The organism is Streptococcus pneumoniae (genome assembly GCA_040719455.1).
Lineage (GTDB): Bacteria > Bacillota > Bacilli > Lactobacillales > Streptococcaceae > Streptococcus > Streptococcus pneumoniae_G.
The window spans coordinates 1,855,415-1,879,915 of the sequence record JBFDTN010000001.1; the positions used below are offsets into that span (position 1 = coordinate 1,855,415).

Below are 24,501 nucleotides of genomic sequence, written 5' to 3' on the forward strand. Positions count from 1 at the left end.
GTACAGAAAACTGTTGCCTTTTCATTCAAATATCTCTTGTTGAAAGATATTTACAAGTTATCTGATGTGGATGTGGTTGAGCGCTCTTTTTCAGATATGGCCTTTAAATTCTTTCTTGGTCTAGCTCCTGAAGATTCTGTCATTGAACCTTCATCTCTGACAAAATTTAGAAAACTTCGGATTAAAGATGATCGTTTACTTGATTTACTAATCTATAAATCTGTTCAAATTGCCATTGAACACAACTTGATTAAAAGTAAACTTCTTATCGTGGATGCCACGCACACTAAGTCTCATTACAACCAGAAGAAACCTCAAGAAGTCCTTAGGGAACGCTCAAGAGCCTTACGAAGAACGATCTACCAGTATTCTGAAAGCATCAAAACTGAGTTCCCAAATAAACCTCAGGAAGATAACCTTGAAGCGGAATTGGCTTATACCGAGAAGCTCATGACTGTGGTAGAAAAACACAAAGACATTTTGGCTCTGCCCGCAGTCTCACAAAAGTATAATTACCTCAAAGAAGCTGTTGATGATGACTTAGAACACTTACAAGCCTCTGTCAAAGAAGAAGCTAGAGTTGGACATAAGACAGCGGATAGCTCCTTCTATGGTTATAAAAGCCATGTTGCGATGACGGACGAACGGATTATTACTGCTTGTGTTGTGACTTCGGGTGAGCAAAGTGACGGGAAATATCTTCCTAGCTTGTATGAGAAAACAAAGGAAAATGGTGTTGAAGTAGACACTATTATTGGTGATACTGCTTATTCAGGAAAAGAGAATATTCAATTAGCTCGAGAAGAAAAGATTCATTTGGTCTCAAAACTAAATCCTTCTGTTTCAAAAGGATACCGTAAAGAAGAGGATGCGTTTGAGTTTAATAAAGACGCAGGTCTCTTTGTCTGTCCCGAAGGGCACATGGCTATGCGTAAGGCAAGAACTGGTAAGAAGAATCAGAAGCGAAACCAAAAAACAACCCATTACTTTGATATTGAGAAATGTAAGATTTGCCCTTCTAAAAAAGGATGTTATAAAGATGGTACGAAATCAAAGACTTACTCCATTACTATCAAAAGTGATGTCCATCTTTTTCAGAAACGATTTCAGGAAACACCCTATTTTAAAGAAATGGCTAGACATCGCTACAAGATAGAAGCAAAGAATGCGGAACTCAAACAAAGACATGGTCTTGATGTCGCCAGGGCATCAGGTCTTTTCAACATGGAGTTACAGGCAGCTACAACCATCTTTGTAGTCAATATGAAACGAATTATGACTCTAATAAACCGAAAATAGTCAAAAAGAAACGAGGAAGCAACTCTAATTCTAGAGAGATTCCTCGTTTTCTGTTCATATAAAATATTAAGGGGACTTTTTCAGTGGTCTCTATCAAGCTTGTTGTATGTTAAGTAAAAATTAAAAATATGGAGATTTATAAATTTATATTCGAAATGTGTATGAAAAAGAATCTTTCTACAGTCAATAGGGTATGACTGAGGAAAGATTCTTTTATTTTAATCCTGTGATTTTAATTGTTCTCCGAGGGAAATGAGGTAATCTTTGAGGTCGTCTTTGACTTGTGGGTGTTGGAGTGCATAGTCAATAGAAGTTTTCATGAAGCCGAATTTGTCTCCGACGTCATAGCGGTTGCCTTTGAATTCGCGTGCAAATACGCGTTGTGTTTTGTTTAGGGTATCAATAGCGTCGGTGAGTTGGATTTCATTTCCTGCACCTGGTGCTTGATTTTCTAAAATGGCAAAGATTTCTGGGGTGAGAAGATAGCGTCCGATAATAGCAAGGTCACTTGGTGCGTTTTCTGGGGCTGGTTTTTCAACGAAAGTGTTTACACTGTAAAGTCCGTTAATGCCTTCGCCTTGAGGAGCAATCACACCGTAGCTTGATACATCTTCGTGAGGGACTTCCATGACGGCAATAGTTGAAGCATGAGTTTCTTCATAATCGTTCATGAGTTGCTTGGTGAGTGGAATAGCCTTATCGTCAGTGATGTCCATGAGGTCATCTCCAAGCATGACGACAAATGGTTCATTGCCAACGAATGCTTTGGCTTGTAAGACAGCATCACCTAGTCCGCGTGGATGGCTTTGACGGATGAAGTGAAGGCGGATGCCTGTTGTTTCATCAACGAGACGAAGAAGCTCGTGCTTTCCTTTTTCTTTTAGGTTGTATTCTAATTCAAAGTTGGAATCAAAGTGGTCTTCAATGGAACGTTTGGATTTTCCTGTGACGACTAGAATGTCTTCGATGCCTGATTTGAGGGCTTCTTCGACAATGAATTGAATGGTTGGTTTGTCTACGATAGGAAGCATCTCTTTAGCGAGTGCTTTAGTGGCTGGGAGGAAACGTGTTCCAAGTCCAGCGGCAGGGATAACGGCTTTTCTTACTTTTGTCATGATTTTCTCCTTTTGATGTAGAGAATGGTTTAAGACCATTCGTTTTCGGCTTTAAATTCGTTGCTCATCATGTCATGGATAGCTTCTTTGATCGCTTGGTTTTCATAAATGACTTGATAGATGGCTTGGGTAATGGGCATGTAGACACCGAGCTCTTTAGCGAGTTCGTAGGCGGCTTTTGTGGTGGAAATGCCTTCGATGACCATCCCCATATTCTTTTCTATGTCGGCTAATTTCTCTCCGCGTCCGAGAGCATCACCTGCTCGCCAGTTGCGGGAGTGCACGGAAGTGCCTGTGACAATCAAGTCTCCAACTCCAGATAGACCACTGTATGTTAGAGGATTGGCTCCTAACTTGACGCCAAGGCGGGTAATCTCTGCTAGACCTCGAGTAATAATCGCAGCTTTGGCATTGTCTCCATAGCCGAGTCCGTGTAGGACACCAGTGCCTACGGCAATGATATTTTTAAGAGCTCCTGCGGTCTCAACGCCGATAATATCGGTATTCGTGTAGAGACGGAAGTAATGATTGCTAAAGATTTCTTGAGCATACTTGGCAGAGGCTAAGTCTTTTGAGGCTGCGGTAATCAAGGTAATATCGCGTACAATGGCTTCCTCTGCGTGACTAGGACCAGATACGACAACAACCTCACTGCGAAGGTGTGCAGGAATTTCTTCTTCGAGGATTTCTGAGATTCGTTTGTGAGTGTCAGGTTCTAGTCCTTTTGAAGCGTGCATCAGAGTGACTTTGTGAGTTAATGCTTGAGCGACTTGTTTTGCGACGAGGCGGGTTACCTTGGTTGGAACCACAAAGAGGACCGCATCGACTTGATCGAGCGCTTCGTTCAAATCTAAATAAGCCTTAATCTTGTCGTCTAGGACAATATCTTTGAAATAGTGGGAATTGGTATGGTATTGGTTGATTTCTTGGATTTGTTCTGGGAGGTGCCCCCAGATACGGACTTCGTGGCCATTATCATTTAAGACTTGCGCCAAGGCGGTTCCCCATGAACCAGGCCCAAGAATGGCAATTTTTTGTTGTTGCATGATTCTCTCCTTTTAGAGTTCTCCTTTCTATTTTACCATAAAAAGAGAAAATGTGCATACGCTCTCACAAGTAGAGCTGGAGTTGTGTAGATACTTCTTTGCCTAAAAATATGGTATAATAAAGGGCTATACTTTGAACTGATGCTTACATCTGTGAGCTTTGTGAGGGTATATAAGAGAGCTTTTAGAAAATAGACTTATTGTCATGGGATAGAAAAGAGGAGGGAATATGTATTTTAAAACTTTATGGCGTTACAAATGGTTTGTATGTGCGTCTATTTTGATGACGTCTTTGATGATTGCAAGCAGTTTATTGCAACCCTTGTTTTTGCAAGATGTGATGAAGGCTTTACTTGCAAATCAACGGGAGGAGATTGTTCGGATTGGTCAGTGGTTGCTAGGGATAGCGGTAGCTGGTTTAGTGGCTGGAGGTGTCAATGTGACCTTGGCTGCCTATATTGCGCAGGGTGTCTCTTCTGATCTTCGAGAGCAGACTTTCCGTAAGATTCAGACATTTTCTTATGCAAATGTCGAGCAATTCAATGCAGGGAATTTGGTTGTTCGGATGATCAATGATGTCAACCAAGTGCAAAATGTGACCATGATGCTCTTTCAGGTTTTGCTTCGGATGCCGATTTTGTTTATCGGCTCCTTTATCATGGCGGTAACGACCTTGCCTGCGCTTTGGTGGGTGATTGTGGTTATGGTTGTTCTTATTTTTGGAACAACGGGTGTCATGATGGGCTTAATGGGGCCACGTTTTCGGATTTTCCAGACCTTGCTGGACAAGATGAATAGCATTGCTAAGGAAAATCTCCGTGGTGTGCGTGTGGTCAAATCCTTTGTACAGGAAAAGAGTCAGTTTGAGAAATTCAAGGCTGTGTCAGATGATTTGTTGGGTCAAAATCTCTTTATTGGCTATGCCTTTTCAATCGTACAACCCTTGGTCATGATGATTGGCTATGGAACGATTTATCTGACTATTTGGCTAGTGGCTGGGATGGTGGAGGCTAATCCTGCTGTGACAGGCGCGATTGCTTCTTTTATCACGTATCTCAATCAAATCATTTTTACCATTATCATGATTGGTTTTATGGCAAATGGAGTGACACGCGCTATGGTGTCCATGAAACGGCTGAATGAGGTATTAAGCACGGAGCCTGCCATGACCTTTAAAGATGTAGCCGATGAAGAATTGGATGGAACCATTGAGTTTGACCATGTGAGCTTTACCTATCCCAATGATGAAGAGCCTATGCTCAAGGATATTAGTTTTTCTGTGCGGGCTGGGGAAATGGTCGGCGTGGTTGGTGCGACAGGTGCTGGGAAATCGACCTTAGCTCAGCTGATTCCTCGTTTGTTTGATCCACAAGAAGGAGAAATCCGTATTGGTGGAAAAGCGTTGAGAGAGCTAAGTGAGGGAACGCTTCGTAAAAATATTTCGATTGTTCTGCAAAAGGCGATTTTATTTAGTGGAACGATTGCGGAAAATTTGCGTCAAGGAAAAGCCAATGCGAGTCTGTCAGAGTTGGAACATGCGGCAGGCATTGCCCAAGCCAGCGAATTTATCAATCGAATGGATGACCGCTATGAAAGTTCTGTCGAAGAGCGTGGCAACAACTTCTCAGGTGGTCAAAAACAACGGATGTCCATCGCGCGTGGGGTTGTTAGCAATCCGAAAATCTTGATCTTGGATGATAGTACGTCTGCTCTTGACGCCAAGTCGGAGAAATTAGTTCAAGAGGCTTTAAACAAAGACTTAAAGGGAACGACCACAGTTATCATCGCTCAGAAAATCAGTTCTGTCGTTCATGCTGATAAAATCTTGGTCTTAGACCAAGGGCGTTTGATTGGCGAAGGAAAACACGCAGATTTGGTGGCAAATAATGCCGTTTACCGTGAAATCTATGAGACACAGAAAGGAAAGTCTAGTGGTAAAAAGTCAAGAAAAAGTTGAATAACTTTTAGTTAATTTTCTAGAAAAAAGGGTGCAGTAAAAACACCTAGTGAAAATCGCTTTTTTCACTAGCTTATCCAAGGACTTGTGCCGATAATCAATTATCTTCCATAAGCCTCCTTGGTGGCGTATAGAGTTGGCGGTTGCGTAGTAGCACATCCACCAGACGCACAAACTTTCTAGCAGTTAAGACGATGGCTCTTTTGTGTTGGTGTTTAGGCACTTCTTGATACTTCTTCTTGTAAAAGGCTTGATATTCGCTATCATGTCGTCTGACAGAGTTGGCGGCTTCAACTAAGTAATAACGGAGATAGCGGTTGCCTCGTTTCACAAGGTCAGTATTTGGAGAATGAGCGTTCCCAGATTGATTCTGTTTCCAGTTCAATCCCGCATATTTAGCGACTTGAGGATGGTCTTTAAAGCGTTCAATCTGTCCAATCTCAGCGATAATCCCTGCAGCGTAGACTTTCCCGACACCAGGTATAGAGGTTAGACATTGATATTCAGGAATGACCTCTACCATATCCTCGATAGCTTTATCAATATCCTTAATCATCTTCTCAAGATGTCGCATTTCTCTAGCTAATAATCCAAGCACCACATTGACGGAATCCTGTTGGAGTTTAGAGAGTCGATAAGACCCACGAATAGCAGCTTGAATGGCTTTCGCTAATTTCTCAGGCGCTTTAAATCGGCCTCTTCCCATTTTTTGGATGAAGTCAGCCAAGTCATTGAGTGGAATATTAGCCAAGTCATCAAGAGTATAGTCTTCCGTCATCAAAGAGATGACAGTGCTAGACCAGAGATTGGTAGTTAGCTCTTCATTCTTGATTTCAGTTGATAAGGTATTGCACTTATAATAAATATTTTCAATAAAGTGCTGTTTGGTTCTTGTTAGCTGTTCAATGAGTTGAAGTCTCGTTCTAGTCAGATGTTGGAGGGCAAGGTATTTCTCTTCTTTGAGAAAGGCAGGGGAAAAGCGCTCAATCCGAAAATAATCAGCGATGTAGAAGGCATCAATGGTATCATTTTTGCTTTCTTCAAAGGCTTCGCGATATTTCTTAATCTTATTGGGCTGTTCCACCATCACTTCAACGTTAAGAGCCTTCAATTGACTATCTTCATGAAAGAACATAGCAGGGTGAAAGCTATAGAGACTAGTTGCTTCCATGCCGATGACGATTCGTTCAAAGATATGGATTTCATGAAGCTGAAGGATCTTTTCCTTAATTTCAGAAGCACCAGCTAGGTCATTAGAAAGAGAAGCTGTAAAGGGAGTTGTTGTATCACTGAGCATGATACAGACATCAAGTTTGGTAGAGCTAACATCTAAACCGACAAAACATTTCATTTGGAAGGTCTCCTTTCATATGGATTTGGAAAATTTCTTGACTACTGTAAGGTTCCCCAGAAACACCTTGAACCAACAGCCTCGCATAATAGAATTCACATCACTAGCTCACCTGCCGCCTGTACGCTACTAAGTACAGAAGTGAGACTAGTGGAAACAGCTAGTGTGTTGGAAGTAGGGACAAGGCTTGGGTAACAGACTTTCTTCGGAAGTCTAAGCAACAAGGAGGAGAAGAAACAACCATGAGTCCATTCCATGACTCTATTGTTCTGGAAAACCTTGCAATAGTCAAGTTAAAAATTGTTAAAACTTGGGATTAAAAATCCCCATAAACTTATTTTACGAGGAGGATTAACATGAGAACAGCGCGCTTTTTTTGGAAATATTTTAAGGCTTATAAAGTATCTTTTGTGATGGTCATTGTCTTGATTATCTTTGCGACAGCTTTACAGGCGATTTTCCCGATTTACTTAGGTCAGGCGGTGACGGATTTGGTGCAGCTAGGTGTCGCTTACCAACAAGGAGTTGATACGAAAACGCTTTGGTCTAGCTTTTCAGCTGTCATGGGCAATCTTGCGGTGGTCTTTCTGTGCATTTCTATTTCTAGTTTGATCTATATGCTCTTGATGAACCGTGTGATTTCCCATTCGACCAATGAGATGAGAAAGGGCTTGTTTGGAAAGTTAGAGCGACTAACGGTGTCCTTTTTTGACCGTCATCAGGATGGGGATATTCTCTCTCGCTTTACCAGTGATTTGGACAATATCATGCAGGCTTTCAATGAAAGCTTGATTCAGGTGATGAGTAATATCGCTCTTTATATCGGGCTTTTGATTGTCATGTTTTCAAGGCATGCGACTCTGGCTTTGGTCACGATTGCAAGTACGCCTGTCGCAGTCTTGATGTTGATGCTTATTTTGAAAATGGCTCGAAAATATACCAATATCCAGCAGGCAGAGGTTGGAAAACTAAATGCTTTTATGGATGAGAGTATTTCAGGTCAAAAGGCAGTCATTGTCCAAGGCTTGCAAGAAGAGATGATTGCAGGATTTATGGCGCAAAATGAAAGAGTTAAGAAGGCAACCTTTAAAGGACGGATTTTCTCAGGAATTCTCTTTCCTTTGATGAATGGGATGAGTTTGCTAAATACGGCGATTGTGATTTTTGCAGGTTCTGCGATTTTATTGCAGGATAGCAGTACATCCATTCCAGTAGCTATGGGCTTGATTGTGACCTTTGTGCAATATTCGCAGCAATACTACCAGCCGATCATGCAGGTTTCTGCAAACTGGGGGAGCTTGCAGCTTGCCTTTACAGGGGCTGATCGGATTCAGGAGATGTTTGATGCCAAAGAAGAGATTCGCCCACAAGAGGCTCCTTACTTTACAGAACTGCGTGAGGGTGTAGAGATTGAGCATGTCGATTTTGCCTATACGGCTGGAAAACCAATTTTGCGTGATGTGAGCATTTCAGCGCCTAAAGGGCAGATGGTTGCCGTTGCCGGACCGACAGGATCTGGAAAAACCACGATTATGAACCTAATCAATCGTTTTTATGATGTGGATGGTGGCAGTATTCGCTTTGATGGTCGTGATATTCGTGAGTATGATTTGGATAGCTTGCGGAGTCGTGTCGGGATTGTTTTGCAGGATTCTGTACTCTTTCGTGGCACGATTCGGGACAATATCCGCTTTGGTCTGCCAGATGCGAGCGAGGAGATGGTTGAGGTTGCTGCGCGTGCGACTCATATCCATGAGTTCATCATGAGCTTGCCAGATGGTTATGATACCATCGTGGATGATGAGCAAAATATTTTCTCAACAGGTCAGAAGCAACTGTTATCTATTGCACGAACCTTGATAACTGACCCGCAGGTCTTGATTTTAGATGAGGCGACATCAAATGTCGATACGGTGACAGAAAGCAAGATTCAGCAGGCTATGGAGGCTGTGGTTGCTGGTCGAACGAGCTTTGTTATTGCCCACCGTTTGAAAACGATTCTCAATGCTGATCAGATTATTGTCTTAAAAGACGGTCAGGTCATCGAGCGAGGCAATCATCGAGAACTCCTTGCCCAAGGTGGCTTTTATGCGGAGTTGTACCATAATCAGTTTGTGTTTGAGTAAATGAAAAATGCCGTCTGTATAGATGGCATTTTTTTACTATTATGGATTGAAAGGGATACCGGTTTGATTGAGTTTAACCGTTGTTTGAAAGAACTCCTCGCGCAAGGGTATGAGTGGACCTGAAATCCCTAATTCTTCGAGATTTTTTAAGATATTCATCACATGTTGCGCAATTTCTAGACCTTTGGGATTCTGTTGTCGTAAGTAATTGTGACTTTGAAGGATGAATAGATTCAAGTTGAGCCACATGTGACTTCCTGCTTTTGGGGCAATTTCAAAGAGCTCTAGGCATTGTTGAATTAGCTCTTCTGCCTCTTGGTAGTGACCGTTGTTGGAATAGTAAGATACGGTTTCTTTCAAAACAGCCAAGCAAGACTCGCCTAATTGGGAATGATTGATATGTGGATTTGTCTTGAGTAATTTGAGGATTTCTTGGATTTTAAAAGATATGAATTCATAGGAAAAATAAGGGAGTAGTTGGGTATAAACGTTGATTTCGATATTTCCCCATAGTTCAATATCGGTTAGTCGTTGTTTGATATACTCCACCTCTTGCCAATCTTTTGCAGTTAAGAAAGAGGTTCCAGTACGATTGGCTAGTCCGAGCTTGGTTACCACTCGATGGCTGATGACGTAATAGTCAGGAATAGGTTCTCCATCATCTTCTAGTGGGCGGTTGATGACCTCGATTGCTTTTGTGTATTGTCGCTTGGATACAAGGTCATAAATTTCAGATTGACGTTTATCTAGTGCACCAGAGTTTAACTGCATGCTGGCAATCGTATAGGTACTCCAATCTACTCCGATATTTTGTAGAAGATGGTCAAAATTTTCAAGGCTGACCATGGATTTTCCTTTTTCAAAGCGACCAAGATGTTGTGGAGACATGGTATCTCCAGCAGCTTCTTTGAGAGAGAAACCTCTCGCTTCTCGTAGGTATTTAAAGGTTTTCCCATACTTTTCAGATAGGCTCATAACTGATCTCCTAAAAACAGTTTTTTCTATTATTATATCATATCTTTATAAGGGAAAAAATAGATGAACATAAATGTTCAAATAGACCTGAAATTTTAGGGGGGGGGGGGCATAATATTGAACATTTATATCCAACTTTTTCATTTGTAAGAATGTGAGAGGTATAATAGAGAAAAAAATAAAGGAGTCCTATTATGGAAATGAAAACAACTTATGCCTTTCGTAAAACCAAAGTAGCCTTTGGTTCGCTTGCTATTGCAACACTTGCCATTTTTGCTTTGGGTGGATCAGTCGCTCATGCAGAAGGTGAAGTAGCTGCTACATCAACAACCCCAAGTTCCTCAGAGACAGTCGCTTCGACTTCATCGTCCACAACCCCAAGCTCTTCAGAGGCAGTGACTTCAACTTCAACGTCCACAATGCCGAGTTCTTCAGAGGTAAAAACTCCGACTTCGTCGTCCACAACCCCAAGTTCTTCGGAGACAGTGACTTCGACTTCATCGTCGACAATGCCAAGTTCTTCAGAGGCAGTGACTTCGACTTCATCGTCGACAACGCCAAGTTCTTCAGAGACACAACCTTCTGCATCAAACTCTTCAGAAACATCAGCGTTTACATATAAGACAATTAAAGCTACTGCAACTGATTTTGAAAATGGACAACAAGTTCGTATCACACTGATAAATGATTTGGTAAATCCTGTTGACTTGCACTTCAATGTAAAGTTTTTAAATGATAAAGGAAAAATTCAAAAAGTTCCTTTCTCTTCTCAACGTTTGTACAAACGCTCTAATTATGAAGATTGGTACATCGGTGATTTCCCTGATGGTACCTATACTTATGAAGCAACGACGGAGGAAAATAGGGTTGTCTACACTGCCACAACAACCTTCACTGTAAAAAATGGAAAAGTAGTAGATCAAAGTCAACCACAACCATCTTCTCAACCAATGACAGGTTCTTCAGAAACGCAACCTTCTTCATCAACAACGTCAAGTTCCTCAGAGAAAGGAACATCTACTTCTACATCATCTTCAGAAGTAACTCCATCATCAACTTCTTCAAGCATACAATCTTCTTCGTCATCAACAACGATGGGAACTCAAACAGGAAGTGATAAAGGCAAAGATGATAAAGGACTTAATAATACGAAAGGACCTAAAGTAGTAACTCCATCATCAACAACATCAACTTCTTCAAGCACACAACCTTCTTCGTCATCAACAACGATGGGAACTCAAACAGGAAGTGATAAAGGCAAAGATGATAAAGGACTTAATAATACGAAAGGATCTAAAGTAGTAACTCCTTCTAACAATTCTAACAATAAGAAAGAGTCAAATTCATCTGTAGAAAAACAAGGAAAAGTCCCTTCTGCTCCAGTTCAAAGTGCTACGAAGCAAACTGCAAAATCTGGTTTGCCAAAAACAGGGGAAAGCAAGGCAATTATCCTTTCAGTGGCAGGCGCTATCCTTGTATCTCTCGTCGGATTTTTAGGATTGCAAAAGAAAGAAAAATAGAAAATTTTTCCTCTTTCTTTAATGGAATCAACAGAGATTATACGAGATTCATCAGATGAACCCCCTCCTGATTTTGTGATTTATTTGATAGAATTTTAATCTTTTCAGTATAATCTTGAAACAAGGGCTAGGCGTATGTCTAGCTTTTGTTTTATCTTAGGTGGAAAAAATATGAACTTAAGCTCCTAACTTTAGTTTTCTTTAAGTAAGAGAAGGTATACTAGACCTATCAAATGAAAGACCTCCTAATTTTATAGTCATTTGGTCTTGATTTATTACGTCGTTACCTCGTCTTGTCTAACCTAAGTTCTGCCTGCGACTCGTTGCCTCGTACTAAATGAAAACTAAACAACTACATTTGATAACATCCTAACTTTTTTCATCATAAATCTCCTAAGAAAGGGTCTGGGCAGAAAGTCCAGACTCTTTTTTGCGAATTATAGTATAATAGGGAATAAGAAGAAAGAGGAGATGTGAAGATGAAACAACGTGGTTTTGAATTAGTATCGCAGTTTACAGATGAGAATTTGCTGCCAAAGCGTGAGACAGCGCATGCAGCGGGCTATGATTTGAAAGTGGCAGAGCGCGTGGAGATTGCTCCGGGTGAGATTAAGCTGGTGCCGACAGGTGTCAAGGCTTATATGCAGGAGGGGGAAGTCCTATATCTCTACGACCGTTCGTCCAATCCTCGCAAGAAAGGCTTGGTCTTGATTAACTCGGTCGGCGTGATTGACGGCGACTACTATGGCAATCCTGCAAATGAAGGGCATATCTTTGCACAGATGCAAAATATCACAGATGAGACCGTTGTGCTTGAGGTTGGAGAGCGGATTGTGCAGGCTGTTTTTGCGCCATTTTTACTGGCAGATGGGGATGAGGCGACTGGCACGCGCACAGGCGGCTTTGGCTCAACGGGGAATTAAGCATGGCTAAGAAAAAGACAACCTTTATTTGCCAGAATTGTGAGTATCATTCACCGAAATATCTAGGTCGCTGTCCTAATTGTGGCTCTTGGTCGTCCTTTGTCGAGGAAGTGGAGGTCGCAGAGGTCAAGCATGCGCGTGTGTCTTTGACAGGAGAGAAGACACGTCCGATGAAGCTAGCAGAAGTAACTTCAAGCCACGTGAGTCGCACCAAGACTGATATGGATGAGTTCAATCGTGTCTTGGGAGGTGGAGTCGTACCGGGCAGTCTTGTCCTCATAGGGGGGGATCCTGGGATTGGGAAATCAACCCTGCTCTTGCAAGTATCGACCCAGCTATCACAAAAAGGGACAGTTCTTTACGTTAGTGGTGAGGAATCGGCAGAGCAGATTAAGCTGCGTGCGGAACGCTTAGGCGATGTCGACAGTGAGTTTTACCTCTATGCGGAGACCAATATGCAGAGTATTCGTGCGGAGATTGAGAAGATTCAGCCTGATTTTCTGATTATCGACTCGATTCAGACTATTATGAGTCCTGAGATTTCGAGTGTCCAAGGCTCGGTCAGTCAGGTGCGAGAGGTCACGGCAGAGCTGATGCAGATTGCAAAGACCAATAACATTGCGACTTTTGTCGTGGGACATGTGACCAAGGAAGGAACGCTTGCAGGGCCTCGCATGCTAGAGCACATGGTGGATACGGTGCTGTATTTTGAAGGAGAGCGCCAGCATACTTTCCGCATTCTGCGTGCGGTGAAAAATCGCTTTGGCTCGACCAATGAAATCGGGATTTTTGAGATGCAGTCAGCAGGACTTGTCGAAGTTCTCAATCCAAGTCAAGTCTTTTTAGAAGAACGCTTGGACGGTGCGACAGGGAGCAGTATTGTCGTGACCATGGAGGGTACACGCCCAATTTTGGCGGAGGTTCAGGCGCTAGTAACGCCGACTATGTTTGGCAATGCCAAGCGCACCACGACAGGTCTTGATTTCAATCGGGCTAGTCTCATTATGGCCGTTTTGGAAAAGCGGTCAGGTCTTCTCCTGCAAAATCAAGATGCCTACCTCAAGTCAGCAGGTGGTGTTAAGTTAGACGAGCCAGCTATTGACTTGGCGGTTGCGGTGGCGATTGCTTCAAGCTACAAGGACAAGCCAACCAATCCTCAAGAATGCTTTATTGGAGAAATCGGTTTGACAGGTGAGATTCGTCGTGTCAATCGTATTGAGCAGCGTATCAACGAAGCAGCCAAATTAGGATTTACTAAACTTTACGCCCCTAAAAACTCCCTAGCAGGTCTTCAGATTCCAAAAGAAATCGAAGTCGTTGGGGTGACGACGATTGGTGAGGTGTTAAAGAAAGTATTTGGTTAGAGGAGAGGAAGAGATGAAGGAGCGTTTCTTATCGCATACTGCCGTGTTGCCTGTGATTGTAGAGGAGGGGAAGATTCTCTTACAGCTGCGGCAACATACAGGCTTTTATGATGGGTATTGGGATTTTGCAGGAAGTGGGCATATCGAGCAAGGCGAGACAGCGACAAGCGCCTTAATGCGAGAAGTGAGAGAAGAATTGGGTGTGAGCGTCCATGTAACAGAGAAAGATTGTGTCCATGTGTCTCACATGGTGATGGCAGAGAAAAGCTATCTCTACTTCTACTTTTTAGTCTCTCGGTTAGCAGAATTGCCACAGATCATGGAAGCTGATAAGACAGCAAAACTAGCGTGGTTTTCTTTGGAAGATTTACCTAAGATGCTTATCCCAGAAAGACGGACAGTGTTGGAGCTGATCCAGCAGTCCATAAGATATAGCGAATACAAGATAAAGGAGTCAGAAAATGGCGGATAATCGTATGAAATTTCAACTAGATAGCAACATGCAATTTCCCTTGGTGGAAATTGAATTGGAAAAAGGTGAGACAGCTTATATCCAGCGTGGTAGCATGGTCTATCATACCCCAAGTGTGCAGTTAAACACCAAACTCAATGCCAAAGGTTCAGGACTTGGTAAATTGGTCAAGGCCGTTGGTCGGTCTATGGTATCAGGCGAGAGTACCTTCATCACACAGGCAGTGTCTCATGCAGATGACGGTCGTTTGGCGCTAGCGCCTAATCTCCCAGGGCAAGTCATGCCCTTGTACCTTGGCGAGAAGCAATATTGTCTCAATGATGGTGCCTTTTTAGCCTTAGATGGCTCTGCCTTTTACACCATGCAACGTCAATCTGTTGGGCGTGCCTTATTTGGCGGTCAAGGCGGATTTTTCGTCATAACCACAGAAGGAGAAGGGACGCTTTTGGTCAATGCTTTTGGCTCCATTAAAAAAATCGAGCTGCATGATCAAGAAATGACTATTGACAATGCCCATGTCGTAGCGTGGAGTAGTGATTTGGACTACCATGTGCATTTGGAAAAAGGATTTTGGCAATCTGTCGGCACAGGCGAAGGGGTGGTCAATACCTTTAGAGGTACAGGAGAGATTTATGTGCAAAGTTTAAATATCGAAACCTTTGCCAATGTCTTAAGTGGATTGCTCCCGAAAAATGGGTAAAATTGAAGCAATATAGCCAGTCTCAGTCAATGAGATTGGCTTTTTATAGTTATTTAGTTTTCATTTATGACGCCGTTAATTAGTCTTGCCTGCTCCTCGTTACCTCGTACTAAATCAAAACTTTGTTAGCGAGGAGATATAGTTTGAAAAAACGCAGAAAATTTTCGAGATGTAAACATTGACATTACAATGAATAAGTGATATTATTTTGTTGTAACGAAAATATTTACAACAAAATAATAAGCAGAAAAGAGGATATCATGAAAAAAACAGTGATGAGTATTGTAGCAGCGATTGTTGTCATTTTAGTAGCAGCAGGGGTCTATTTTCAAATGAATGGATATTCGCAAGAATCCATTAAAGAGAGAAATAAGGCGAATGCCTTAGCCTTTTATGATCAAGTGTTCAACAAACACGAAGTGAGAGAGGGGACAAAGAAGTATGTCGGTTCAGAATATCTGCAACATAATCCAGGTGTTGCGGATGGACCAGAAGCCTTTATTGAAGCATTTGAGCCATTTTTGAAGGAAAATCCTGACTCAAAAGCTGAAGTGGTGCGTGTGACGGCTGAAGGAGACTTGGTTATGCTACATGTCCACAGTAAGGTGAATGCAGATGATCTAGGTGAAGCAGTCGTAGATATTTTCCGTTTTGATGATAAAGGAAAAATCGTAGAACATTGGGATGTCATTCAAAAAGTTCCTGAAAAGACAGCTAGCGGTCGCAGTATGTTTTGAGGTGGCTGAAAGGATAGACTGAAAAAGATTCGGAATAACCGAGTCTTTTTTTTGAAATCAAGTTCGCACACTGACAAATGCTCTATAAAATGATAGGCTAGTATGAAAAGGGATGAAAATCAACTGATTTTCGCGAAAGGAGTTTTCATGTCTTATTTTCAACATTTTCTGAAGGCTAATCAGGCTTATGTGGATTTGCATGGTACGCACCATTTGCCCTTAAAGCCCAAGACCAAGGTGGCGATTGTGACCTGTATGGATTCGCGGCTTCATGTGGCGCAGGCCTTGGGACTAGCGCTGGGAGATGCCCATATTCTGCGGAATGCTGGTGGTCGGGTGACAGAGGATATGATTCGCTCGCTCGTGATTTCTGAGCAGCAGCTGGGTACTCGGGAAATCGTGGTCTTGCATCATACGGATTGCGGAGCACAGACCTTTACCAATGAGACTTTTCAGGCAGAGTTAAAGGAGAAATTAGGTGTTGATGTATCACATCAGGATTTTTTACCTTTTAGCGATGTCGAAGACAGTGTTCGTGAGGATATGGACTTGCTGCGCAGGTCGCCCTTGATTCCAGATGATATTATCATCTCAGGAGCTGTTTATGATGTGGATACAGGACGTATGACCGAAGTGAAAGCTGAAAAATTACTGGCATAACTATTGACAAAGCGTAAAGAATCAGATAGAATAGTAAAGTATGTTTAGTAACTGATCAAAACTAGCCGGCTAAACGAATACAAAATCTATGAGGAGGTATTCATCGTGAAACGTACTTTTCAACCAAGTAAAATCCGTCGCGCACGCAAACACGGATTCCGTAACCGTATGTCAACTAAAAACGGCCGTCGCGTGTTAGCAGCTCGTCGCCGTAAAGGACGCAAAGTCCTTGCAGTGGCATAATAAAACGATAAAAAAGCCAGCAGAAACTCGAGTCTGTTGGTTTTTTTGTGGGAAAAGCGGTATAATGGATAAAATGAGCTTTTAAATGGCAAAGAGTACAGGAGAAACAATGATTCAAATTTTTGATACCCATACCCACCTTAATAGCGAAGAGTTTGAGGGGCGCGTTGAGGAGGAATTAGCCTTAGCAGCAGAAATGGGCGTGACGAGAATGAATGTGGTGGGCTTTGATAAGTTGACGATTGCGCGTGCCTTGGACTTAGCAGAACGCTATGAGCAAATCTATGCGACCATTGGCTGGCACCCGACGGAAGCTGGCACCTATACTGACGAGATTGAGGAATTTTTGCGTCAGAATCTTAAGCGAGAAAAGGTGATTGCTTTGGGCGAGATTGGCTTGGATTATCACTGGATGACAGCTCCTAAAGAGGTACAGGAGCAGGTTTTCCGCCAGCAGATTGCCTTAGCAAAAGAGTTTGATTTGCCTTTTGTGGTTCACACTCGCGACGCCTTGGAGGATACCTATGACATCATCAAGAGCGAGGGCGTAGGACCGCGTGGAGGGATTATGCACTCTTATTCAGGCTCTTTGGAAATGGCAGAGCGGTTTATCGAGCTTGGCATGACCATTTCATTGTCAGGGGTTGTTACCTTTAAGAAAGCTTTAGATATCCAAGAAGTAGCGACTCACTTGCCACTAGATAAAATTTTGGTCGAAACAGACGCACCGTATCTTGCTCCTGTTCCCAAACGTGGACGGGAAAATCGTACCGCTTATACCCGCTATGTTGTGGATAAAATTGCAGAATTACGTGGTTTATCTAGCGAGGAAGTTGCAAGTAGGACCTACGCCAATGCGCAACGACTATTTGGATTGACAGACTGATATGAAGCGGAAGATAAGAGAAATTATCGTGGTGGAAGGTCGCGATGATACGGCAAATCTCAAGCGGTTTTACGAGGTAGAAACCTATGAAACCAGAGGGTCAGCCATTTCACAGGAGGACCTTGGACGCATCAAGCGCTTGAATGACCTGCATGGGGTGATTGTCTTTACAGACCCTGACTTTAATGGGGAGCGGATTCGCAAGATGATTATGGCAGCTGTTCCGAGTGCCAAGCATGCCTTTCTAAATAGAGATGAGGCGGCGCCTAGCTCGAAAACCAAGGGAAGATCGCTTGGTATTGAGCATGCCTCTTTTGAGGACTTGGACAGGGCGCTATCGCAGGTACTAGGTGGTGCAGATAAAGAAAAAGCTCACGTTGACATCACACGGGGTGATTTGATTCGCCTAGGATTTCTTGCAGGTGGAGACAGCCGCAAACGCAGGGAATACCTCGGAGAGCAACTCCGCATCGGCTACACCAATGGCAAGCAACTCTTGAAACGGCTCGAGATGTTTGGCATTTCCTTGGCGGATGTGGAAAAGGTCATGGAGGGGTATGAGTAAGGAGATTGTATTGTTACGTGGGGTGACCCCGACAGGACAAAATCGTATTCCCAAGATGTCTTATTTGGCAGAAATCTTGCAAGAAGCTGGATTTGAAGAAGTCAAGACCTATATTCAAAGTGGAAATGTCATCTTGAGAACAGAAAAAACGGATGAGGAAATCCAAAAGTTGGTTCATGATGTAATCTATGACAAGATTGGAGCTGATTTGGCTGTGATTGTCAAAACTCCTCATCAGTTGGAGAGAGCAGTGACAGAACAGCCGTTTGATAATTCCTTTGATAGGTCTCGAGTGCACTTGGTCTTTACAAATGAGAGGATTGTGCAAGATAAGCTGGCAAAACTACTTCAAGAAGATCTTGGCGATGAAAAGATTGTGCAAGGTGACGAGTGCTTGTATCTATACTTGCCACGTGATGCCAAAAAGAAACGGTGGAATACCAACTTTCTGGAAAAGAGGTTGGGCATTCGAGCGACTATGAGGAAATTGAATGTGGTTTCACGATTGAGCGAGCTAGGAGAGGAACAATAATATGTGTCTGATTTGTGAACGGATTGATTGGATTCGCTTAGGGAAAAATCCATACTTTGTGAAAGAACTTGAAACGGCTATGTTGTTATCGGAGACCATCAGCATTTTTAAGGCTATACCCTTTTCCTCTGCAAACAGCATGTGACGGAATTGCATCATTTACCCAAGCAATTTCGGGATAAACATGTATCTGAAATGGCAGATGTAGCAGAGGCAGTCAGCCTAGCTTTTTCGGCGGATAAAATGAAGATTGAAAGTCTGGGAAATGGAGATGCTCATCTACATTGGCATCTTTTTCCGAGAAAAGCAGGTGATTTAGGGAGTTATGGTCGTGATGGCAAAGGCCCAGTTTGGTGGCTTCCTTTTGAAGGCATGTACGCTAATGAGACACGAATTTCAAGCAATGAATTAGAACAGATGAAGAGATAACTTTTAGCTGAATTTGAAAATTAGAAAGAGAAATATGAGAATTGCAGATTATAGTGTGACGCGTGCGATTTTGGAGCGTCATGGTTTTACGTTTAAGAAGTCCTTTGGTCAGAATTTTTTGACGGACACCAATATCTTACAGAAGATTGTAGATACGGCAGAGATTGATAGTTCAGTCAATGTCATTGAGATTGGACCTGGAATCGGTGCTTTGACGGAATTTTTGGCGGAGCGAGCAGCGGAGGTCATGGCATTTGAAATTGATGAGCGTTTGGTGCCGATTTTGGCAGATACCCTGCGTGATTTTGACAATGTGACCGTGGTCAATCAGGATATCTTGAAGACCAATTTGGCGGAGCACGTCAAGCAGTTTAAAAATCCTGATTTGCCAATCAAGGTAGTGGCCAATCTCCCTTACTACATCACGACACCGATTTTGATGCACTTGATTGAAAGTGGTATTCCTTTTAGTGAATTTGTTGTGATGATGCAACGCGAGGTGGCAGACCGCATTTCCGCAGAAGCCAATACCAAAGCTTACGGTAGCTTGTCGATTGCGGTACAGTATTACATGACTGCAAAGGTCGCCTTTATCGTGCCACGGACGGTCTTTGTGCCAGCGCCCAATGTGGACAGTGCGATTTTGAAAATGGTGCGACGACCTGAGCCTGCGGTCGCGGTATCAGATGAGAGATTTTTCTTTAAGGTCGCAAAAGCTAGCTTTACTCACCGCCGCAAGACCTTGTGGAATAATTTGACCAGCTATTTTGGAAAGAGCGAGGGTGTCAAAGAAAAGCTAGAAGCAGCTCTAGCAGCAGCCAATCTGCAGCCGTCTGTCCGCGGTGAAGCATTGACTTTGGAGGATTTTGCCCGCTTGACGGATAGCTTGAAGGCAGAAGGTTTGGGCTAGTGAATCAGTATTTTCAGAGATCAAAAAGGATTGAGAGAGCATGCTCACTCCTTTTTTACTGCTCATTTTTAGCTATGTTGTTTTGATATGCTCCCTGTCTCTTCTCGTCTGTGATTTTTATGAGGAACTATAAATTTTCTCGCCATTTTCTTGGAAAATTTGATATAATAAACAGTAGTATAGTCATTTGGTTTTCATTTATTACGTCGTTACCTTGTACTAAATCAAAACTAAACAACTATAACGCAATAAAGGAGACGATTTGCAAGGAAAGATTATGAAAGCTCTGGCTGGTTTTTACTATGTCGAGAGTGATGGAAAGCTATATCAGACGCGTGCGCGTGGGAATTTTCGCAAGAAAGGGCAGACCCCCTATGTGGGCGATGTAGTGGATTTTTCGGCAGAAGAGCAGTCTGAGGGCTATATTTTAAAGATTCATGAACGCAAAAACAGCTTGGTGAGACCGCCGATTGTCAATATCGATCAGGCAGTGGTCATCATGTCAGCTAAAGAGCCTGAGTTTAACGCCAATCTCTTGGATCGTTTTTTGGTGCTATTGGAGCATAAGAGAATTCACCCCATTATTTATATCAGTAAGACGGATTTGCTGGCGAGTTCTGATGATTTGGCTGAGTTTTTGACGGTGTATGAGGCAGTTGGCTATGATGTGGTGATGACTGTCGCGGAGCTTTTGCCGCTTTTGACAGGTAAGATTACAGTCTTTATGGGGCAGACAGGGGTTGGAAAATCCACACTATTAAATAAAATAGCGCCAGAGTTAGCGTTGGAAACAGGTGAAATCTCAGAAAGTCTGGGACGTGGTCGGCATACGACGCGGGCTGTCAGTCTTTATGACCTTAATGGAGGCAAGATTGCAGATACCCCTGGCTTTTCTTCCCTTGATTATGAGGTAGATACGGCTGAAGAGCTAAATAACTGTTTTAGAGAGGTCAAAGAAGTCAGTCAAGCTTGTAAATTTAGGACCTGTACCCATACGCACGAACCAGCTTGTGCGGTCAAGGTAGCGGTGGAAGATGGTGCGATTGCAGCTTTTCGTTTTGACAATTATTTGCAAATGCTCAGTGAGATTGAAAATCGCCGTGAAACCTTTAAGAAAACTGCTAAAAAATTCCCTAAGTAAAGGAGAAAAAGATGAAATTATCTAAGATTGCCCCTTCGATTTTAAGTGCTGATTATGCGAATTTTGAAACGGAGTTAAAGAAGATTGAGAACAGCGGAGCAGAGTATGTCCATATCGACATTATGGATGGGCATTTTGTGCCCAATATCAGCTTTGGTGCTGGAGTGGTAGCTGCCATGCGTCCGCATAGCAAGCTCGTATTTGATTGCCATTTGATGGTGTCAAATCCTGAGCATCATATTGAGGATTTTGCACGGGCAGGTGCAGACATTATCAGTATTCATGTGGAGGCGACTCCGCACATTCACGGTGCTCTGCAAAAGATTCGCCTAGCAGGGGTCAAACCTTGTGTGGTGATCAATCCAGGAACTCCGATTGCTGCTATTGAGCATGTTCTTCATTTGGTGGATCAGGTCTTGGTCATGACGGTCAACCCTGGTTTTGGAGGACAGGCTTTCTTGCCAGAAACCATGGATAAGATTCGTCAGCTGGTCGCTTTGCGAGCAGAAAAAGGTTTGGACTTTGACATCGAGGTGGATGGTGGTATTGATGATCAGACGATTGCTACGGCAAAAGAAGCAGGTGCCAACGTATTTGTGGCAGGAAGCTATGTCTTTAAAGGCGATGTCAATCAGCAAGTAGCTCACTTACGAGATGCGCTCCATGACTAGGATAGCAGTCTTTGCAGGGGGGCGTATAGGGGCTTATCAGACAGACTTTGACTATTTTGTTGGCGTGGATCGTGGGGCCTTTTTCCTGTTGGAAAAAGACTTACCACTTGATCTTGCCATTGGTGATTTTGATTCAGTTGGTTGCTCTGAACTTAGTCAGATTCGAAAGACAGCAGAGGAAGTGATTCAGGCACAGCCTGAAAAGGATGATACGGATTTGGAACTAGCCTTAAAAACGGTCTTTCAGAAAATGCCAGAGGCGGAAGTGACTGTCTTTGGTGCTTTTGGTGGACGTTTGGATCACACCTTGTCCAATATCTTTCTGCCGAGTGATGAGAAACTCGCTCCTTACATGCGTCAGCTGTGCTTGGTCGATGAGCAAAATCTGCTCTGTTATTTTCCAGAAGGAACACATACAGTGGAGGAGAAAGCAGGTATGACCTATGTAGCTTTTATGTCAGAATCATCTAGCCCTTTGACGATTAAAGGAGCGAAATACCCTCTAAATCATGAGAATTTCTTTGCAAAAAAAATTTACAGCTCTAATGAATTTGTTGACTGCCCCATTGAAGTGACCTGCCCCAAGGGCTATCTGGTCGTGATTTACAGTAAGGATAGGAGCTAGTATGGAGTGGATCATTGTTGTTTTAGGATTGGTCAATGTTGTCTTGCTCTTTTTGCTTTGGCAGGATAAAGAGAAAACGCAGATCCTATTAAAAGAGAGCTTGGAGGAGCAAGCGGATCACTTATCAGACCAGCTAGATTACCGTTTTCGTGAGGAACGACAAGCCAGCCAATTACAGGCACAGCAGCTGGAATTAGCACTGAGTGACCGTTTGACAGAGTTTCGCTTGGAAATGGCAGAGCATCTCAGCAAGAATCGTGACAAGACTGATGAGCGGATGCAGCAGATCCAAGCTTCGAATGAATTGCGCTTGGAACAGATGAGGCAGACAGTGGAGGAAAAGCTGGATAAAACCCTACAAAGTCGCCTGCAATCCTCCTTTGAGACAGTTTCAAAACAACTCGAGTCCGTCAACCGTGGTCTGGGAGAAATGCAGCATATCGCACGAGATGTAGGGACGCTCAACAAGGTCTTGTCTAATACCAAGACGCGGGGGATTATGGGCGAATTGCAGCTGGCTCAGATTATTGAGGATATTTTAACTCCCAGTCAGTATGAGGTGGAGTTTGCGACCATACCAAACTCGAGTGAGCGCGTGGAGTACGCGGTGAAATTACCAGGGCAGAGCGATACCCCGCTTTATCTCCCTATTGACTCCAAGTTTCCTTTGGCAGACTATTATCGCTTAGAGGACGCCTATGAAGCTGGTAATAAAGAAGAAATAGCACTTTACCGAAAGGCTCTTCTATCTAGTATCAAGCGGTTTGCCAAGGATATCAAGGGCAAGTATATCGCACCGCCTCACACGACTAATTTTGGAATTCTCTTTTTGCCGACAGAGGGCTTGTACGCAGAAGTCGTCCGAGAGCCTATCTTTTTTGACAGTCTTAGGCGAGAAGAGCAGATCGTGGTGGCAGGACCAACGACCCTATCAGCTCTTTTAAACTCGCTCTCCGTAGGTTTTAAAACCCTAAATATCCAAAAAAGTGCCGATGATATTAGCAAGGTCTTGGGTAATGTCAAGACAGAGTTTAGCAAGTTTTCTGGAATCTTGACCAAGGCGCAGAAGCATTTGCAGCATGCGTCTGGCAATATTGATGAGCTCTTGATGCGGCGGACCAATGCCATTGAGCGAACCTTGAAGCATATTGAGTTAGCAAAGGAAGACGAGCTTGACTTGCTCCAGTTCCAAGAGGAAGAGGATGTAGATGAAGATTAACCAAATGAAAAAAGATGAGCATTTTCAAGGATTTTACCTCATAAAATCTGCCGAAGTGCGCCAGACGAGAGCTGGGAAGAACTACCTAGCCTTCACCTTTCAAGATAATACAGGAACGATTGAAGGCAAGCTCTGGGATGCTCAGCCCCACAATGTAGAAGAATTTACAGCTGGTAAGGTTGTTCACATGCAAGGGCGTAGGGAGGTTTATAATAATACCCCACAAGTCAACCAAATCACCCTGCGATTGCCAAAAGCAGGTGAGCCAAATGACCCTGCGGAGTTCAAGGAAAAACCGCCAGTTAATGTAGCTGATTTGCGTGACTATATTTCCAAGATGATTTTCCAGATTGAAAATCCGATTTGGCAGCGAGTAGTGCGTTCGCTTTACGCCAAGTATGACAAGGAATTTTATAGCTATCCAGCCGCTAAGACCAATCATCATGCCTTCGAAGCAGGTCTAGCCTACCATACGGCGACCATGATTCGCTTGGCTGATAGCATAGGTTCCATCTATCCGCAGTTAAATAAGAGCCTACTCTATGCAGGGATTATGCTGCATGATTTGGCAAAAGTCATTGAGTTGACAGGGCCAGACCAGACTGAGTACACGGTTCGTGGCAATCTCATTGGGCACATTGCCCTAATTGATGAGGAGATTACCAAGACATTGTCTGAATTGCAGATTGATGATACCAAAGAGGAAGTTATTGTCCTACGTCATGTGATTCTCAGCCATCATGGGCTTTTGGAGTATGGTAGCCCTGTTCGTCCAAAAATTATGGAAGCAGAGATTCTTCATATGATTGACAACCTAGACGCCGAAATGATGATGATGACCACAGCCCTCAATTTAGTTGCGCCAGGCGAGATGACCAATCGAATCTTTGCCCTTGATAATCGAACCTTTTACAAACCAAGCTTCGATGAGGACTAGGGATTCTGGATTAAAAACCTGTATTCATAAGTGAAGTGATTCTAATCGGGCGTTTATTTTCCGATAATCAAGGCGTTTTTTGAAGGAATACTGACTGT

The 24,501-nt window shown here is 43.1% G+C and carries 23 protein-coding genes and 2 pseudogenes; 21 read left to right on the forward strand and 4 right to left on the reverse strand.

What is annotated here, in order from left to right; translation table 11 throughout:
• Nucleotides 1-24: 24 nt before the first annotated feature.
• Nucleotides 25-1,299: pseudogene (locus AB1I63_09095) on the forward strand (IS1182 family transposase).
• A gap of 218 nt (nucleotides 1,300-1,517) precedes the next feature.
• Here AB1I63_09095 and galU read toward each other — a convergent pair.
• Complete coding sequence (galU, locus tag AB1I63_09100) at nucleotides 1,518-2,414, reverse strand: UTP--glucose-1-phosphate uridylyltransferase GalU (protein MEW4354988.1); 897 nt, start codon at nucleotides 2,412-2,414, stop codon at nucleotides 1,518-1,520.
• Nucleotides 2,415-2,443: 29 nt separating this feature from the next.
• Complete coding sequence (locus AB1I63_09105) at nucleotides 2,444-3,460, reverse strand: NAD(P)H-dependent glycerol-3-phosphate dehydrogenase (GenBank protein ID MEW4354989.1); 1,017 nt, start codon at nucleotides 3,458-3,460, stop codon at nucleotides 2,444-2,446.
• 229 nt (nucleotides 3,461-3,689) lie between these two features.
• Here AB1I63_09105 and AB1I63_09110 point away from each other — a divergent pair, with 229 nt between their 5' ends.
• Complete coding sequence (locus AB1I63_09110) at nucleotides 3,690-5,417, forward strand: ABC transporter ATP-binding protein (protein ID MEW4354990.1); 1,728 nt, start codon at nucleotides 3,690-3,692, stop codon at nucleotides 5,415-5,417.
• 97 nt (nucleotides 5,418-5,514) lie between these two features.
• On the opposite strand, the gene AB1I63_09115 is transcribed toward AB1I63_09110, so the two are convergent.
• On the reverse strand, nucleotides 5,515-6,768 hold the full coding sequence (locus AB1I63_09115; GenBank protein ID MEW4354991.1) for an IS110 family transposase: 1,254 nt from the start codon (nucleotides 6,766-6,768) through the stop codon (nucleotides 5,515-5,517).
• Nucleotides 6,769-7,124: 356 nt separating this feature from the next.
• On the opposite strand from AB1I63_09115, the gene AB1I63_09120 reads away from it, so the two are divergent.
• On the forward strand, nucleotides 7,125-8,894 hold the full coding sequence (locus AB1I63_09120; GenBank protein MEW4354992.1) for an ABC transporter ATP-binding protein: 1,770 nt from the start codon (nucleotides 7,125-7,127) through the stop codon (nucleotides 8,892-8,894).
• A gap of 39 nt (nucleotides 8,895-8,933) precedes the next feature.
• On the opposite strand, the gene AB1I63_09125 is transcribed toward AB1I63_09120, so the two are convergent.
• Complete coding sequence (locus AB1I63_09125) at nucleotides 8,934-9,869, reverse strand: helix-turn-helix domain-containing protein (protein MEW4354993.1); 936 nt, start codon at nucleotides 9,867-9,869, stop codon at nucleotides 8,934-8,936.
• Between the two features lie 194 nt (nucleotides 9,870-10,063).
• Between AB1I63_09125 and AB1I63_09130 the strand changes: the two genes are divergently transcribed.
• The 18 genes and pseudogenes from AB1I63_09130 (at nucleotide 10,064) to AB1I63_09215 (ending at nucleotide 24,403) form a co-directional block, all read left to right on the forward strand.
• Entirely contained in the window at nucleotides 10,064-11,389 is a 1,326-nt protein-coding gene (locus AB1I63_09130) for an LPXTG cell wall anchor domain-containing protein (GenBank protein MEW4354994.1), read from the forward strand.
• Between the two features lie 479 nt (nucleotides 11,390-11,868).
• A complete protein-coding gene (locus AB1I63_09135) occupies nucleotides 11,869-12,312 on the forward strand; it encodes a dUTP diphosphatase (GenBank protein MEW4354995.1) in 444 nt (147 codons plus the stop codon).
• A gap of 2 nt (nucleotides 12,313-12,314) precedes the next feature.
• The gene (radA, locus tag AB1I63_09140; GenBank protein MEW4354996.1) at nucleotides 12,315-13,676 is read left to right on the forward strand and encodes a DNA repair protein RadA; all 1,362 of its coding nucleotides are present in this window, start codon (nucleotides 12,315-12,317) and stop codon (nucleotides 13,674-13,676) included.
• 13 nt (nucleotides 13,677-13,689) lie between these two features.
• Nucleotides 13,690-14,148, forward strand: coding sequence for an NUDIX domain-containing protein (locus tag AB1I63_09145; protein ID MEW4354997.1), 459 nt, complete (start codon nucleotides 13,690-13,692; stop codon nucleotides 14,146-14,148).
• Between the two features lie 4 nt (nucleotides 14,149-14,152).
• Entirely contained in the window at nucleotides 14,153-14,848 is a 696-nt protein-coding gene (locus tag AB1I63_09150; protein MEW4354998.1) for a TIGR00266 family protein, read from the forward strand.
• Between the two features lie 260 nt (nucleotides 14,849-15,108).
• Complete coding sequence (locus AB1I63_09155; GenBank protein MEW4354999.1) at nucleotides 15,109-15,585, forward strand: ester cyclase; 477 nt, start codon at nucleotides 15,109-15,111, stop codon at nucleotides 15,583-15,585.
• Between the two features lie 147 nt (nucleotides 15,586-15,732).
• Nucleotides 15,733-16,245 carry a carbonic anhydrase gene (locus AB1I63_09160; GenBank protein ID MEW4355000.1) on the forward strand — a complete coding sequence of 171 codons (513 nt, stop codon included), beginning with the start codon at nucleotides 15,733-15,735 and terminating at the stop codon, nucleotides 16,243-16,245.
• A gap of 105 nt (nucleotides 16,246-16,350) precedes the next feature.
• Nucleotides 16,351-16,488 carry a 50S ribosomal protein L34 gene (rpmH, locus tag AB1I63_09165; GenBank protein MEW4355001.1) on the forward strand — a complete coding sequence of 46 codons (138 nt, stop codon included), beginning with the start codon at nucleotides 16,351-16,353 and terminating at the stop codon, nucleotides 16,486-16,488.
• 109 nt (nucleotides 16,489-16,597) lie between these two features.
• Nucleotides 16,598-17,374 carry a TatD family hydrolase gene (locus AB1I63_09170; protein MEW4355002.1) on the forward strand — a complete coding sequence of 259 codons (777 nt, stop codon included), beginning with the start codon at nucleotides 16,598-16,600 and terminating at the stop codon, nucleotides 17,372-17,374.
• A gap of 1 nt (nucleotide 17,375) precedes the next feature.
• Nucleotides 17,376-17,939 (forward strand): ribonuclease M5, encoded by a 564-nt coding sequence (gene rnmV / locus AB1I63_09175; protein ID MEW4355003.1) that lies wholly within the window; start codon nucleotides 17,376-17,378, stop codon nucleotides 17,937-17,939.
• Nucleotides 17,932-18,471: a DUF1697 domain-containing protein gene (locus AB1I63_09180; GenBank protein ID MEW4355004.1), complete on the forward strand. Its 540-nt coding sequence runs from the start codon at nucleotides 17,932-17,934 to the stop codon at nucleotides 18,469-18,471. The genes rnmV and AB1I63_09180 overlap by 8 nt, the downstream gene beginning before the upstream one ends.
• 1 nt (nucleotide 18,472) lies before the next feature.
• Nucleotides 18,473-18,900 (forward strand): annotated as a pseudogene (locus tag AB1I63_09185) (HIT family protein).
• 34 nt (nucleotides 18,901-18,934) lie between these two features.
• Nucleotides 18,935-19,810: a 16S rRNA (adenine(1518)-N(6)/adenine(1519)-N(6))-dimethyltransferase RsmA gene (rsmA, locus tag AB1I63_09190; GenBank protein MEW4355005.1), complete on the forward strand. Its 876-nt coding sequence runs from the start codon at nucleotides 18,935-18,937 to the stop codon at nucleotides 19,808-19,810.
• Between the two features lie 262 nt (nucleotides 19,811-20,072).
• Complete coding sequence (gene rsgA / locus AB1I63_09195; GenBank protein MEW4355006.1) at nucleotides 20,073-20,951, forward strand: ribosome small subunit-dependent GTPase A; 879 nt, start codon at nucleotides 20,073-20,075, stop codon at nucleotides 20,949-20,951.
• A gap of 11 nt (nucleotides 20,952-20,962) precedes the next feature.
• Nucleotides 20,963-21,622: a ribulose-phosphate 3-epimerase gene (gene rpe, locus AB1I63_09200; protein MEW4355007.1), complete on the forward strand. Its 660-nt coding sequence runs from the start codon at nucleotides 20,963-20,965 to the stop codon at nucleotides 21,620-21,622.
• Nucleotides 21,615-22,247 (forward strand): thiamine diphosphokinase, encoded by a 633-nt coding sequence (locus tag AB1I63_09205; GenBank protein ID MEW4355008.1) that lies wholly within the window; start codon nucleotides 21,615-21,617, stop codon nucleotides 22,245-22,247. The genes rpe and AB1I63_09205 overlap by 8 nt, the downstream gene beginning before the upstream one ends.
• 1 nt (nucleotide 22,248) lies before the next feature.
• Entirely contained in the window at nucleotides 22,249-23,466 is a 1,218-nt protein-coding gene (gene rmuC / locus AB1I63_09210) for a DNA recombination protein RmuC (GenBank protein ID MEW4355009.1), read from the forward strand.
• Nucleotides 23,456-24,403: a 3'-5' exoribonuclease YhaM family protein gene (locus AB1I63_09215; GenBank protein ID MEW4355010.1), complete on the forward strand. Its 948-nt coding sequence runs from the start codon at nucleotides 23,456-23,458 to the stop codon at nucleotides 24,401-24,403. The genes rmuC and AB1I63_09215 overlap by 11 nt, the downstream gene beginning before the upstream one ends.
• Nucleotides 24,404-24,501: the final 98 nt, after the last annotated feature.

Excerpts from the sequence above, each read along its gene's own strand:
- galU (MEW4354988.1), bottom strand. The coding sequence starts at position 2,414 with ATGACAAAAGTAAGAAAAGCCGTTATCCCTGCCGCTGGACTTGGAACA.
- AB1I63_09105 (MEW4354989.1), bottom strand. The coding sequence starts at position 3,460 with ATGCAACAACAAAAAATTGCCATTCTTGGGCCTGGTTCATGGGGAACC.
- AB1I63_09110 (MEW4354990.1), top strand. The coding sequence starts at position 3,690 with ATGTATTTTAAAACTTTATGGCGTTACAAATGGTTTGTATGTGCGTCT.
- AB1I63_09115 (MEW4354991.1), bottom strand. The coding sequence starts at position 6,768 with ATGAAATGTTTTGTCGGTTTAGATGTTAGCTCTACCAAACTTGATGTC.
- AB1I63_09120 (MEW4354992.1), top strand. The coding sequence starts at position 7,125 with ATGAGAACAGCGCGCTTTTTTTGGAAATATTTTAAGGCTTATAAAGTA.
- AB1I63_09125 (MEW4354993.1), bottom strand. The coding sequence starts at position 9,869 with ATGAGCCTATCTGAAAAGTATGGGAAAACCTTTAAATACCTACGAGAA.
- AB1I63_09130 (MEW4354994.1), top strand. The coding sequence starts at position 10,064 with ATGGAAATGAAAACAACTTATGCCTTTCGTAAAACCAAAGTAGCCTTT.
- AB1I63_09135 (MEW4354995.1), top strand. The coding sequence starts at position 11,869 with ATGAAACAACGTGGTTTTGAATTAGTATCGCAGTTTACAGATGAGAAT.
- radA (MEW4354996.1), top strand. The coding sequence starts at position 12,315 with ATGGCTAAGAAAAAGACAACCTTTATTTGCCAGAATTGTGAGTATCAT.
- AB1I63_09145 (MEW4354997.1), top strand. The coding sequence starts at position 13,690 with ATGAAGGAGCGTTTCTTATCGCATACTGCCGTGTTGCCTGTGATTGTA.
- AB1I63_09150 (MEW4354998.1), top strand. The coding sequence starts at position 14,153 with ATGAAATTTCAACTAGATAGCAACATGCAATTTCCCTTGGTGGAAATT.
- AB1I63_09155 (MEW4354999.1), top strand. The coding sequence starts at position 15,109 with ATGAAAAAAACAGTGATGAGTATTGTAGCAGCGATTGTTGTCATTTTA.
- AB1I63_09160 (MEW4355000.1), top strand. The coding sequence starts at position 15,733 with ATGTCTTATTTTCAACATTTTCTGAAGGCTAATCAGGCTTATGTGGAT.
- AB1I63_09170 (MEW4355002.1), top strand. The coding sequence starts at position 16,598 with ATGATTCAAATTTTTGATACCCATACCCACCTTAATAGCGAAGAGTTT.
- rnmV (MEW4355003.1), top strand. The coding sequence starts at position 17,376 with ATGAAGCGGAAGATAAGAGAAATTATCGTGGTGGAAGGTCGCGATGAT.
- AB1I63_09180 (MEW4355004.1), top strand. The coding sequence starts at position 17,932 with ATGAGTAAGGAGATTGTATTGTTACGTGGGGTGACCCCGACAGGACAA.
- rsmA (MEW4355005.1), top strand. The coding sequence starts at position 18,935 with ATGAGAATTGCAGATTATAGTGTGACGCGTGCGATTTTGGAGCGTCAT.
- rpe (MEW4355007.1), top strand. The coding sequence starts at position 20,963 with ATGAAATTATCTAAGATTGCCCCTTCGATTTTAAGTGCTGATTATGCG.
- AB1I63_09205 (MEW4355008.1), top strand. The coding sequence starts at position 21,615 with ATGACTAGGATAGCAGTCTTTGCAGGGGGGCGTATAGGGGCTTATCAG.
- rmuC (MEW4355009.1), top strand. The coding sequence starts at position 22,249 with ATGGAGTGGATCATTGTTGTTTTAGGATTGGTCAATGTTGTCTTGCTC.
- AB1I63_09215 (MEW4355010.1), top strand. The coding sequence starts at position 23,456 with ATGAAGATTAACCAAATGAAAAAAGATGAGCATTTTCAAGGATTTTAC.